The following is a 13,106-nucleotide window of genomic DNA, read 5'->3' as shown; positions in this document are numbered from 1 at the left end:
AAGTGCTCCCTTGCATTGATAAGTGCACTGTGACTGCGGCGCCCACAAACTTTCCGAGGATGGGGCGCCGCAGTCCTTTCTTCTATGCAGACGTAGCCGAGCCAGTGCCCACCGGCACCGACCGCCCCGTCTGCTCTGCGATCGCGCTGGTCCACCGGGCCTACGCCGCCCGACGCCGCAGCCGAGAACCGTCCCGTCGAGCGCGGTGTCCGCTACCCGAGTCGGTCAGGTCGCTGTCCAGACATCCGCCGCCCGGTACACGTCCTCGACGCCCTCCAGGTCTTGCCGCCCGGTGGCGGTGGGCGTGAGCCAGTAGGTCGCGCAGTCGCTACAGACCAGTGCCTCGACCGGTCCGACCGCCAGCGTTCGGGGCGTCTGTGTGCAGGTCGGGCACCGGTAGCTACCAGCGGTGTCGTCCCAGCGCAGACCGTTTCCCGTCGGTCGTCGCGGCGCTGGTCGGGAAGCTCAGGGTAGTCGATCATGTGCTGCTCGTCTCCGTCCTGTGCGGTGTCGTCGTGGCGCGGCCGCCGTCGTGGTGGTGGTGTGAAGCCGAGTTCGCCGAGGCGCCAGGTCAGCTGTCCGGTCGTGTACTCGCCCGGTCGCCGTCGTTGGCCGCGTTGCCGTCGGCGTCGTTGGCGGTGGCGGCAGGTCGCTGTCGTGGCTGCCAGCGCCAGGTGCCGCTGCGGTGGTCGTGTCGTCGCCTCATCGCCTGGTCCTTCCTGTTGTGGTGAATCTGCGGTCAACGGGCTCATGCCGCCCGCCCGATGGCGCGTTGGCGGAGTCGGGCCCGGAACGCGGCCGTGTCGACCAGCCGCGCGGTGACGTGCCGTCGTCGGCGACGCAGGACGCCGTGCTGGTCGACCGCGGTGACCGCGAACACGGATCTGTTGCCGGTCGTGCTGGTGCGCCGTGCGGTGACGTGGAGGCGGTCCCCGGGGATCGCCGGCGCCCGATGCGCCACTCTCTACGCGGGTCCCGACGGGTGTCTGCCCGGCCCGGGCCCGGCGCCACAGGTAGGTCAGGCACGGTGCTTCGAGCAGCCCGATGGAGGTAGCCGGTCGCGAACACGTGCTCCCCACGGCGGAAGGCCCCGAGGTGTGGGTGCAGGTCGGGGACGAGCTGGTCGTCCGGGACGACGTAGAACAGCGACACGACCTCACCGGCCCTGTCGTCTTCTGTCCGGGTTTTGTCCTGTGTGGTGTGGATGGTGGTCACCATCGGAAGAGGTCTCCGTCGAGGTAGAAGCGCCAGTCGTCGGTGGTGAGGCCGTGGCTACCGGTGCGTAGGTGGTAGGACATGCCGGCCCGCGATACGGCCGGTCGGTCGCTGGTGGCCACGCCGTGTTCGGGAGCCCGGTGCCGGGGAGCTGGTAGAGCGCCCACGCGCGCTCGGCGGCGGTGTAGGCGGCGTGTTCGCCCTGCGGGTCGGCCGTCGCGTCGTCAGTGGCGCTCGCGACGACCAGCCGGCCCGGCGCGACGAGCGAGAGGAGCTGGTCCTGGTCGATGGGCAGGGTGTCGGGCCGGTCGGCGTAGGCGCGGTAGACCGGTGGGAACCAGTGCGGGAACGCGAGGTGAGGGCGTCGAGGGATTCGCCGCGGCCGGTGTCGGCGGGTTTCGCCCCGCCCGCGCCGGAGTTGTTGGAGACCACGACGGGGAACCGGGTGTCCTGCGCCCCGGCCCACAGCGCAGCCTTCCCACCGCGGGAGTGCCCGATGACCGCGACCCGGCCCGGGTCGACCCCGACGGCGGTGGCGTCGTCGGTGTGGAGGTAGTCCAGCGCTCGGGACGCGGCCCACGCCCACGCGGCGATCGTCCGGCCCGCGTTGTCGGGCAGCTCGGCGTCTGGGTGGTGGAAGGCGCCGATGACACCGTCACGGAACCGGCCGGGGTCGTCCGGGGCGACCTCGCCCGCGTCGAGGGCGGCCAGGGCGTAGCCGGCGCCGACGATCTGGGAGATCGGGGCGTAGTCGCTGGTGGAGCCGGTGTCGTCTACCGCGGAGCGGTGGTCGATGAGCAGGAACGTCCCGCGGACCTCTCGCCCAGCCGGTGTGAACAGGCGCAGGGTGAACCGGGCGGTCCCGGCCGGGCCGGTCACGGCGATGACGACCTTCCGCCCGGCCACGTCCCCGGAGGTGCTGAGGTCGGTGGTGTTGTAGGTGACCGCGTCCGGGCGGGGAGCGGATGTCCGTAGACGTGTTCGGCGAACGCGTGGAGGAGTTGCGGGCGCTGCTGGGTCTCCCACCGCCCGACCGGTGAGACGTCCCCGCTCCGGTCCTCGCGCGGTGTTTCGTTACGTATTTCGTTACGGTGCTCGGGTGGGGCCGCTGCGGCGGCTGCGGACTTCGTTCTCATTACCGTGGCTGCGGCGGCGGCCTCACCCGTGCTGAGGCCCAGCGTGGCGGCGAGCGCGACCACGCAGACGGCGGTGCGTCGGCGGCGGGTCATGAGGCCGCTCCTGTCGCAACAGCCGGTGCCGGTGTGCCCGCCGGTGCGATTGCTGGTGTGTGGACGCGGCGGATGTGGGTGACCTTGTCCGCCCAGTCGGACAGTGGCTGTAGGACGACGCCGCGGGTGGTGTCGTAGGCGTTGACGATCAGGCCGTGTCCGACATACATGCCGTTGTGCCGAGGATTCCCGGCTGTGCCGAGCGAGCCCGGGATGAACACCAGGTCGCCGGGCGCGATGTCCTGGATGCGGACCGATGTCCCGGCGTGTTTCTGGCTGACCGTCCCTGCTGGGAGCGCGACACCGGCAGCGGCCCAGCTCGCGAGCATGAGTCCGGAGCAGTCGAACCCGTCCGGGCCGGTCCCGCCCCACACGTACGGTTTCCCGAGCTGGGCCAGGGCGTAGCCGACCGCCGCCCGCGCGACCGGGTCGGCGGGCGGGGTGAACCCGGCCGGGAGTTTCTTCGGGTCGACCGGTCCGGTCGGCAGCGGCACTCCGGCGCCGCCGGAGTCCGGGCAGGCATACACGCTCGCGGCGAGTTGTGCGTTCGTGGTGACTGAGCTGTCGGTGCCGCGTGGTAGCTCTACGGGATTGTCCGCACCCACCCAGAGTTGGTCGACCAGCGCTGCGGCCGGGCCCTCCTGAGGCGCGTAGCGATCCGGGAACGCTGAGCGCTGCACCGCCTGCGCCGCCGTCCCCGGTGCCATGGTGTGCCATCCGGGCAGCGCGATGAGGCGGTCGAGGAAGGAGTCGGTGGCCGCGACCGGGTTGAGCACCCGGGCGGGCGGGCCCCAGCCCTGGGACGGGCGTTGCTGGTAGAGGCCGAGGGAGTCGCGGTCGCCGTAGGCGACGTTGACCAGCCGGGATTCGACGATGACGGTGGAGAGCGCGATCACCGCCGCTCTTCTGGGTAGTTGTCGTTCCACGACGCGGGCGACGATCGTGGCCGCGTTCTCGGTCTGCTCGCCCGTCCACTCGACACCGTCCACGGACTGCGCCCCGCCGCCGAGCCCACCGTCGGGTCCGCAGCCGAACCGGCCCCCGGCGATCCCCAACACAGCGATCACGGCGAGCCCGCCGATCGCGGCGGTCACCAGCAGCACCACCGACAACCCGAGCCCGCCCGCGACCAGCACGCCCCGTCCCACTACGACTCCTCCGTCAACGAGTCGTTGACACCGGCGATCCCGGTGGGGTCGCCGGTGTCGGCGCGCGGGAGGTCATCGTCCGGGCTTCCGGTGGTATCGGTGCTGGTCAGGGCCTCGACGCGAGGGCCGGTGCGCATTCCGGCGTCGGTGTCGAAGATCGTTTTTTCGGTGGCGGACAGGACGGTTTGGATTTTCATGCCGGGGCGGTTGTCGAGTTTCCACAGTGCGCGGCCTTGCGCTTGCATGGCCCATCCGGTGATCGCGGCCTGCTCGGTGGTCGAGAGGCCGAGTTGGTCGGCGAGGTCGTCGGTGATGGCGTCGGATTGGCCGAGGAGGATTTTCGTCGAGCACAGCGCGAGGAAGTCCCGGGCGATCGCGGCCTCGTGGGATCCGGCGGCGCCGACGGCGTGGAGGTCGGAGGGTTGGTGCATGATCAACAGTTGGATGGTGCGATCACTGCGGGACAGGCGCAGGTCGGCGTTGATGGCCTGGACCGCGCGTAGGCCCAGGCCCATCTGGCGCCAGACCTCGTCGCGGACCACGATCCGCGGCGCACCACCCGCCCCGCCGGTGCCGGTGTTGTCGACGGTGTTGTGCAGGGTGGTGAGCATCGACGACCACATCCCGAGGCAGGTCAGGGCGACGTTCATGGCCTTGTCCCCGAGTGGGTCGAGCCGCGACAGGTCCATCGATTGGATGGGGGCGTCCCAGTCGAGGTCGAAGTTCGTCTCCGCGTCGAACAACCCGGCCAGCGGCCCGGTGACCAGGTTCGACAGGGCGTCGGTGATCGCCCGAGTCTGCGTGGTGAACTCGGTGCGGTCAGCGAACCGGGTCCCGGCCCACAAGTCGGTGTCGGGGTCGGCGAGCAGTCCGGTGACCTGCGGGATCGTGACCGGGCGGAGCTGGTCGGTGGTGTCATCGGCGCCGAGCAGACGCCGCAGCACCGCGTGCAGGACGTATTCGTCGGTCACCGACGGGACATGGCCCTGGGCCGCGGCCAGCGACAGCAGCAGCCGGTTCCAGCGCCCGAGGATCACGTCGAGTTCGCGGCGTTGCCGCTCGGTGCTCCAGGCCGGCCAGTACGTACGTAGTGGCCCGAGGTCCAGGGCGTTGAGGCGGCGCGGTGACCCGGGGCCGAGCGCGATCGGTTCAATCCCGAGTGCCCGCAGCACCGGCGTGTACTCGCCCTTCCGGTCACCGGAAATCAACGTTTTGAAGCCGAACGGCATCATCCGCAGGCAGAACGCACACACCGTCGACGATTTCCCCCGCCCGGGCTTCCCGAAGATCATCATGTTCGGGTTGGTGACGATCTTTCTCAGGACCCATTCCGGTGGGTGGGTGTAGAAGGAGCCGCCGGTGGCGACGTCGTAGCCCATCCGGGCACCGACCGCGGGCACACCGTGCGCTGCCAGCAACGGGAACAGGCCGCCGATCTGGTCGGTCGTGGCCCGGAACACCGGCAGCCGGCGGGCGGCATCGACCGGGGCCCAGCCCCGACCTGCGGTGCGGTGCCCGCGGCGCGGATCGAGATTCCACGCAACACCCTCATCCAGGGCGCCGGTCTCCGGCGGCGGCGCGACGGTGAGCTGTTCGGTGGTGAGGTCGGTGAACGCGGTCAGCAACTCGGCGGTACTACGCGACACCGGCACACTCCGCCGCCGCCGTCCGAACCGCCGCGTGAACCGTCGAGAGGACATGGTCATCGTTGCCACCTGCGGTTCGGCAGACCGGGGAGGCCGTAGCCGACGGGCAGGCATGCCGCGGTGAACGCGGCGTCCTGGGTGAGTTCCAGGCGCAGCAGGCCGAAGCGGTCCGCGGCGTCGTTCTCGATTCCGGCCGCGGCGTCCTCGATGCCCCAGTCCGCCCAGTCCGAGGGGACCGTGGTCGCGGCGGCGATGGTGTAGCGGACCAGGGCGTGCCCGGCCGCGACCGCGGCCTCGTGGGCGTGCCCACCAGCGTGACGCTGCTGATCCTCCACCGTCGTCCCGAAACCGCGAGTCGCCTTCAGGTCGGCGATCAGGGTGTCGCGGAACCGGGTCCGGGAGACGTGACGGCGGGCATGGGACGGATCGAGGACCTCGTAGTGGATCTGCAACGACCGCCGCTCCCCCGCCCGCCGCACCGCCAGCAACGGGCCGAGGGACCCGAAGTCCGTACCCCCGACCGGCGGCTGGACGGCGTAGGCGACGGTCGCGAACCCGTCGTGGGCGTAATGCCGCGCCGCCGGGGTCGGCGCCAGCACCGGCCCGGCCATCGACCACGACAACCGGGTCTCCCGGTCGGGGCGGGTGAGCTGCTGGTGGCGTAGGTGGGCCGCCGCGGCCGGGTTGAAACCGGTGCGCACAGCTTCGGCGACCGCGGCGGAGGACAACCATGCCACGTCGGTGACCCCGATGCCGCGCAGCGCGTCGGCGACCCCGTCCAACACGCGGTAGAGCGCGTAGGCGCGGCCCGGGACGCCGCCGCCGGCGGCCTTCGCCGCCCGGCGTAGTGAGTGCTCGGTCCCGCACACGGTCACGAACAGCTCCGTTCGCACGGACGCGGCGGCGACGGTCCGGTCGATCTCCGCGGCGATCTGCCGGGTCAGCTCCGGGGCGTCCGGGCTCTCGTGCTGTTCGCGCCACAACGCATAGTCGGTGCCGTCATCGGGGACGGTGCGCACCAGCAGCGACACGCGGTCGATGACCTCGCGGTGCGCGACGCCGATCAACATCGTCCCGAGCTGCGCGGCCAGGCCCTCGCACTCGCCCGCCGACGCCATCGCGACACCGGAGTGCGTGAGCCGCCCGGTGATCGCCCACTGACCGTCGACGCTGTCCTGGATCAGACACAACCGCTTCTCCGACAACGGTGGGCCGTCGTGGAACCGGAACCGCGCCAACACGCCCGGTAGGTCCGGGGCGTCCGGGTCGTCGGCGCGCCCGGCCGCGGCCTTCGACTGCCACGCAGCCCAGCCCATCACGACTCCTCCTGCTGTGAACATTCCCAGGTCAACCAGCCAGAACAGTGCGGGCCGGCCCCGGATCGGGACCGTCACCAACACCCACACACCGGCCGCCACGACCAGCCAGCCGAACGCGGCCGACCACCGCCCCGCCCCGACCGCCACCACCACCGGCACACACGCCGCACCCACCACGACCGCCTGCCCGGTCGAGAGCCCGGCGAGCCATCCGGCGCCTTCGCGGTGGTGCAGATTCCGATACATCCGCCCGGGATCGGTCGTGGTCATCGGTCGCTCCCGGTGTCCGGCCGCGGCCGCGGCGGTGTCGTGGACGGCGGTGTCGTGGACGGCGGTGTCGTGGACGGCGGCGGCGGTGTGGTCGGTGGCGGCTTGGGTGGGCGCCGGTCGGTCTCCGGCGCCGGGCGCGGCGCCCGCTCCTGCTGCTGGGCGAGCCGGTCCAGCTCACGCCGCCGCTGCGCAGACTCACCACCCGCAGCGCCACCCGAATCCCCGCCACCAGCGCCGCCACCAGCGCCGCTGCCGGTGTCGGGGATTCGGTCGGTCTGGTCACGTGTCGCGGCCCGGCCCAGCTCCGGCGCCGGAGCAGGCGGGGTGACCTGCGGCGGGGCGCCGCCGTGGCCGACATCGGGCGCCGCCGCCAGCCGGGCCGGTACCGGGGACGGGCGGACGCTGGGAGTGCGGCGCAGCACGAAGCCGCCGCCGTGCCCGACACCGGTCTGAGCGGCCTGCTGGTTCAACCGGCCCGCGGCGTACTCCCCCGCCGCCGCGACACCGTGATAGCTGCTGGTCAGGGCCCCGCCGACCGCGCGGCCGGCCCGCACCGCGCCCGCCGCGACACCACCACGCCCACCGGCCTGAGCGCGGGCGTGCTCGGCGAACCGCGCCGTATGCGCTTCCTCGGCTGCGACACCACCGGGGCGTGCCGCCCCCGCCGGGGCCGGGCGCCGCGCCATGACCGCCCGCACATCCATCCCCGCCCCGGTCGCCGGATCGACAAACGCCAGCAGTTTGTAGGCCGCCCACGGGCAGAACACCGCCGCCAGCAACGTCACCGCCCCCGCCAACACCCCGGACACACCGGAGGCGCTGCCCAGCATCCCGACCCCGATGACCAGCAGCAACGCCAACGCCGGCTCGAGGAGGATCGCCGCGGCCAGCCACCGCGCGGTCCGCCACCACCACGCCGACGTCGCCCCCGACAACAACCCCGCCGCCGCGATCGGGGACACCGCGATCAACATGACGATGATCGCCTGGCGCACGACCATCTCGAACGCGAATCCGACCGCCGCCGCCGCACCGAGCGCCCCAGCGATGGCCATGATGATCGCCCGGGTCATCTCGGTCAGGCCTTCACCCAGGTCCGGGTTGTCGATGAAGATCGCCCCGACACCGGTCACCGGCTCCTCCGCCGGGGCATTCGGGTCGGCCGGGGGCGGGTCCAGCACCCGGGCGAAATCCGGTGACCCGAGCGCCAGCTCCAGCAGCCCGCGGGCGATCCCGTCCGCCGCGGCGACCAGACCCGCCGACAACGACAAGATGAAGGCCAGCGCGATCCCGAAATGGACCGGGCCCAGCAACAACCGAGACGCCCCCCACCCGCCGCGGACCACGACCGCCACGATCTGGGAGAAGAACACGCAGGTAGCGACCAGGATCGCCAGCCACCACAACGCCGGCCACACCTGCCCCAACCCACGATCCGGAGCGAACAACGCAACCAGATCGAACCGCGTCAGATGATCGATGAGCGCGAGGGTGTCGCGCAGCATCGCCAACCCAGCCGTCCACACCGACTCCAGGACACCGACGACACCGGCCTTGACGTACTCCGTGGCTGCCCGGCCGAAGGTGTCCCCCGGGTTTGTGACGATGTCCCAGAAACCTGGCTCAGGTGCCGGAGGCGGCGCAGGGTCCGGGCCCGGTTGCATCAGCCAGGTCATCGAGCGATCGCCCGGTATCCAGCGGCGACGGCCTCAGCGGTCCCCGGCCACGGCGAGGGAGCCTGAGCTGCGTGTGGTGCCCGCGCGATGCGCCACTGCTCGGTGCCGTCGGCGGCCTGGACTCGGCGCATGGCCTGGCAGTCGCCCATCCCGCCGGACACGACCTGGCCCTTGAAGTCGAACGTGAACTCCCCCAGCACACAGACCACGACGAACCGGTCCCCGACCGTTCCCTTGACCAGCGCCTCTGCCGGAGTCCAGGTGATCGACATCCCGGGCTTCGGCCCGCGGGCCGGTAGTCCGGCGCTCTTGCGGAAGCTCGTCAGCTGGTGCGCGAGGAACGAGCCGTCCCCCCGTGGCCCGTCGGTGGCCTCGGTCATCGAGTCGTGCGCGCGGGCGTAGTCGGCCGGGTCGCCGCCGAGCATCCCGGCCTGCGTCATCGCTGCCAGTTGCGCGACCGCGCCCTCCGGGGTCGCGGGGAAGCTGTCCGGCACCCGCACCCCGACCACGCGTCCCGGCGGCGGCAGCGTGATCGGCGGCCCCGCCGTCTCGGCGGTCAATGCATGCGGGAAACTCACCGCATTCGGAAACAGCAGCATCGGAGCGCTGCTCAATTCCTGTTCTGAGGCCCACTCCGGCGCTACCGGACCCTCCACCGCCGGTGCTGCCGCCGGCGCGGGTTCGTCCCGGCCGCCGACCCAGCCCATGATCGTGTAGACCAGGCCGGCGAGCAGCAGTGTTGCGAGGACGCCGGCGCCGGCGGCGATCGCGTAGCCGCGCCGCCGGTTCGGCTCCCGCACCAGCGGCGGAGAAGAAGACGGCTCGAATGCTGGTGGTGTGGTCATTCGAGTTCGCCGGTCGCGATCATCTTGATCAGGTTCTGGCCGGATGCCCAGAGCACACCGGCCAGGACCGAGGTGCCGAGCATCCCGGCGCCGACCATCGCCGCGAGCCGGTTACCCCACAGCCGTCCGGCGCCGATGGTGAGCACACCCAGGAAGAACAGGACCGGCACCGACCAGCCCGCCAGGGACATGATCACACCGCCGAGGTATTCGGTGGTGTCCCCGAACCGGCCGGGCAACGGCTTCGGCACCACCGTCGGCAACTGCGGCAAACCCTGCTCCTGCCCGGCCTGACCGCCCGGCGGCGGCGCAGGCGGCGGCGGCTGCTGACCCGGGCGCGCCATCAGCACGGCACCGAACCGCCCGGCACTGAACCACACAGCATTATCGGAAATAGTTCTCAACACGGGGAGCGCTCCTCAGAGCAGCGAACACGGGAACCAGCTGTCAACGGCGGTGTGCTGGTCACGGGCCTGGTCCTCGGCCTGGTCCTGGGGTGTCGCGGGCGGCGGCCGACCCGGCCAGCAGGTCGATCACGCCCCAGGAGGCGAGCAGCGGTCGGAGTGCGTCGGTGACTTTGTCCGGTAGCGGGTCGGGGGTGACGCCGTCGGCTTCGACCGCGGCGTTCGGTGGGATGAACACCGCGCCGTCGAGCAGCGTCGACAGTCGTGGCCCGGTGGCGCCGTCGATCCCGACCGGCCAGCGTTTGGCGCCGTTGACGACCAGCGCGCACACCGGTGCCGCGACCCCGGCCTGGACCCAGGTGTCGTGACGGGCCAGGACCTGCTCGGCGGCGCGCAGCGACGGCCGCGTAGCGCGCACGACCAGCACCGGGCGCGGCATCAGCTCCCCGCCGCGTAGCCACCCGCCGGCACCGGAGGTCACCGCCGCTGCGGCCCGCCAGCCGCCGTTGCCCAGATCGGCGACGGTGACGTGCAGCGGTCGCGGCGGCGGGTCGGGGAGCCAGTCCGGCGGCGCGGGCACCATCCCCGGCGTCACACCGGGCATGGTGGTGTCGAGGCGGGCCAGCAGCGCACCGGCGCCGGGGCGGCCCCCGCGCCAGCTGTAGCGGACCTGGACCTGGTCGGTGACCGGGCGTGTCCACGGCCCGTCCGCACCGGCGGCCTGAGCGAGACCGGACCGGGCCGGGTCATCGGCATCAATGAGCAGACAGCAGCGTTTGTCCTGGTGGATGATGTCGGTGATCGCCGCGGCGACCGTCGACGCCCCCGCGGCGGGGGACCCGGCCAGCACGGGGATGACCGCCCCGAACGGTGCCCAGTCCGCCGCCCCGACGTGATCGGGCCACACCTGCCGTCCCCGGGCCGCCACGGCGGCGACCGTGGCGCCCATCTGCTCAGCTACGGCGAGCGTGTCGGTAGGACTACCAGCGCGGGCGCTGCGGGCCGCGGCGACGGCGGTCAAATCCACGATCATCTCCACATCCGTTGCATCCAGGCCCGCCCCGACGGCGCCGCGGCGGGCGGCGGTACCGAGCAGGTGACACAGCTGCGGGACCGACCGCGGCCGCGCCGCCGAACCGGCCGCGGCCGCGGACAGGCCGGGACCTTCCACGGCGCGGTCGTCGGTGCCGTCGGTTGCGTTGGTGGCGGCGGTCATCGGAGCCCGAGTCGCTTCGAACAGGCCGGCCACGCCGCCCAGCCCTGCACGGCCTGCACTCGCTTGGCGACCTCGATCTGCTCGGCCCGCGACGCCTCGTGCGCGTGGCCTTCGCCGCCGAAGGCCCGCCAGGTCGACGGGGAAAATTGCAGGCCGCCGGCGTAGCCGTTGCCCGTGTTGGTGCTCCAGTTCCCGCCGGACTCGCAGTGGGCTAGCTTGTCCCAGGTCGAGCCCGCCGCCGAGGTTGCGACTCCTCCGTCTGTCACCGGCGGCGGCTCGGCCCCCACCCCGGCCCTACGCGGCTGCTCACCAGCAGCGCCGCCACGAGCGGCGTGGTCATCGGTAGCGGCCACGCCGTCCTCGGCCCGCTCACCAGCAGCGGCGTCTCCGGTGGTGTCGTTCCCGGCGGCACCGGTGCCGCTGTCGGTGCTGGTCGTGCGGCTGCCCTTCACACCGGTGCCGGCACCGGTGCTGGTGCTGGTGCGGTCGAGGGCGTCGAGGAGGTCCTGGGCGACCGGGTCGACCTCGGCCGCAGCGCGGGCCTGAGCGGTCAGCTTCTCGATGCCCGCCGACACCGCTCCCGAACTCGCCGACACAGCTCCCGACCTGCTGGTCTGGGTCTCGGGCGTTGCGCTCGTGTCCTGACCCGCGCTGGTGTCCTGACCAGCGCCGCTCTCGGTAGCGGCGGAACTGGACGTGGCCTCGGCGGTGCTGCCGTTTCTGCTGGTCTGGGTGCGGGTGATCGCTGCGCCGGGCCGGACCTCACCGGCCTCTGACTCTGACTCCGACGGCGGCTTCGGTGTCGGGGCCGTGCCCGCCGTGGGCTGGTCGCTGTCGGCGGTGGCGCGGAGGTGGTCGAGGGCGTCCAGATCGGCCGGGTCGGCGCCCAGCGCGGCGAGGCGATCACGGTCGATGCCGTCGAGGACGGTCGCCCCGAGCTGGGTGGCATCGGCGTCACCGGAGGTGGCGATCGCCGACAGCAGGTCGCTGACCATCCCGATCGCCTCCCGCGCCGCCGCAGCGTCCTCCGCCGACGAGGCCTGTCCAGGGCCGGTCTGCACGTCGGTGACGACGGTGTTCGACGATGTCGAACGCGGGGCGGTGGCCGGTGTCGAGTTCGCGGGTGTTGAGGTCGCGGGTGTTGAGGTTCGGGGCGTGGTCGTCGCGCTGCTCGGGGCGGGATCGGTCGTGTCCCGGCTGTCGGTGGCCCGGTCGCTGCTGCTGTTGGGGCCGGTGGGCGTCGGTGGTGTCGTGGTGGGTGCGGCTGGGGCAGGCAGCGCAGCAGTAGCGGCCGGTGCCGCCGGTTCACCGGCCGGTGCAGTGCTGGTCGGGACGGTCTTTTCTCCCGCGGGCGGTGCTCCCAGCGAAGCCGGAGGCGTGGCCGAGTGGTGCTGGTCGGTGCAGGCCGCGGGTACCGGCGGCGCCGCAGCCCGCGGCCGCTCCATCGGTGCTGCCGGTGCTGCCGGTGCTGTGACGGCGGAGCGGGCCTGGTCGACAGCACCAAGCACCGCAGCGGTCCCGGCGGCGGTGTCGTCGACGAGGTCCGCCGCAGGCGGCGGGGCCACCAGATCGGCCGGGGTGGGGCCGAGCCCGGCCGCGGCCAGCCGCACACCCACCTCGCGGACCTGCGGATCAGCGCTGTCCAGGTGGTGAAGCTGGTCAGAGACGTCCACGGCGTGCTGACGCCACTCGACCGACTGTGTGGCGGGGCGGAATCCGAGGTCGGTGATCTGTTCGGCGAGGGCGTGGTCGGCCGGGTCGTCGGACAGGGTGAGGTCGGTGAGCAGCGTCCGGGCCTGCGCTCGTGTCGCGGTCGCGGCGGCGTGCTGACGTGCGGCCTTGCGATTATCGCAAGCCCCGGTCGCGGTCAGTCCGAGCACTGTCACCGGCTCGTCCGGTGCGGTGGTGAGGGCGGTGGCGGTGTAGGCGCCGCCGCCGAGTAGCGCGGTCGCGGTCAGGACCGCGACCGCGGAGCGGCGCACCACCACGGTCGACACCTGAGCGGGAAGACGGTCGGACAGCCGGTCGGACAGCTGCGTGGACAGGCGGCGGCGCGGGACGTGATCGGCCCACGACGGCCGCGCCGCACGAGACGACCGTCGCCAGGGCGGACGCGGTAGCGGGGACATGCAGGCAAA

The 13,106-nt window shown here is 72.5% G+C and carries 11 protein-coding genes; all 11 read right to left on the bottom strand.

Going from position 1 to position 13,106, the window contains the following annotated elements:
- Positions 1-571 precede the first annotated feature (571 nt).
- Positions 572-706 carry a hypothetical protein gene (locus KPL57_RS67075; RefSeq protein ID WP_264198434.1) on the bottom strand — a complete coding sequence of 45 codons (135 nt, stop codon included), beginning with the start codon at positions 704-706 and terminating at the stop codon, positions 572-574.
- 42 nt (positions 707-748) lie between these two features.
- Positions 749-880 (bottom strand): hypothetical protein, encoded by a 132-nt coding sequence (locus KPL57_RS67070; RefSeq protein ID WP_264198433.1) that lies wholly within the window; start codon positions 878-880, stop codon positions 749-751.
- Positions 881-1,272: 392 nt separating this feature from the next.
- Positions 1,273-2,121, bottom strand: coding sequence for a S9 family peptidase (locus KPL57_RS23145; protein WP_226353159.1), 849 nt, complete (start codon positions 2,119-2,121; stop codon positions 1,273-1,275).
- Positions 2,122-2,440: 319 nt separating this feature from the next.
- Positions 2,441-3,592, bottom strand: coding sequence for a C40 family peptidase (locus tag KPL57_RS23140; RefSeq protein ID WP_226353128.1), 1,152 nt, complete (start codon positions 3,590-3,592; stop codon positions 2,441-2,443).
- The gene (locus KPL57_RS23135) at positions 3,592-5,298 is read right to left on the bottom strand and encodes an ATP-binding protein (protein WP_226353127.1); all 1,707 of its coding nucleotides are present in this window, start codon (positions 5,296-5,298) and stop codon (positions 3,592-3,594) included. Before KPL57_RS23135 ends, KPL57_RS23140 begins: the two co-directional genes overlap by 1 nt.
- Positions 5,295-6,827 (bottom strand): SCO6880 family protein, encoded by a 1,533-nt coding sequence (locus tag KPL57_RS23130; RefSeq protein ID WP_226353126.1) that lies wholly within the window; start codon positions 6,825-6,827, stop codon positions 5,295-5,297. Before KPL57_RS23130 ends, KPL57_RS23135 begins: the two co-directional genes overlap by 4 nt.
- Positions 6,824-8,503 (bottom strand): hypothetical protein, encoded by a 1,680-nt coding sequence (locus KPL57_RS23125; protein ID WP_226353158.1) that lies wholly within the window; start codon positions 8,501-8,503, stop codon positions 6,824-6,826. The genes KPL57_RS23130 and KPL57_RS23125 overlap by 4 nt, the downstream gene beginning before the upstream one ends.
- A complete protein-coding gene (locus KPL57_RS23120; protein WP_226353157.1) occupies positions 8,500-9,348 on the bottom strand; it encodes a hypothetical protein in 849 nt (282 codons plus the stop codon). The genes KPL57_RS23125 and KPL57_RS23120 overlap by 4 nt, the downstream gene beginning before the upstream one ends.
- On the bottom strand, positions 9,345-9,698 hold the full coding sequence (locus KPL57_RS23115) for a hypothetical protein (RefSeq protein ID WP_226353156.1): 354 nt from the start codon (positions 9,696-9,698) through the stop codon (positions 9,345-9,347). Before KPL57_RS23115 ends, KPL57_RS23120 begins: the two co-directional genes overlap by 4 nt.
- A 115-nt stretch (positions 9,699-9,813) precedes the next feature.
- Positions 9,814-10,968, bottom strand: coding sequence for a hypothetical protein (locus KPL57_RS23110; RefSeq protein ID WP_226353155.1), 1,155 nt, complete (start codon positions 10,966-10,968; stop codon positions 9,814-9,816).
- Positions 10,965-13,097, bottom strand: coding sequence for a transglycosylase family protein (locus KPL57_RS72585; protein WP_374203773.1), 2,133 nt, complete (start codon positions 13,095-13,097; stop codon positions 10,965-10,967). The genes KPL57_RS23110 and KPL57_RS72585 overlap by 4 nt, the downstream gene beginning before the upstream one ends.
- Between the last annotated feature and the right edge of the window lie 9 nt (positions 13,098-13,106).

Source organism: Pseudonocardia sp. ICBG601 (assembly GCF_020496245.1).
The sequence above is the reverse complement of the archived record's forward strand: the minus strand, read 5'-3'. Positions and strand labels throughout refer to the sequence as shown.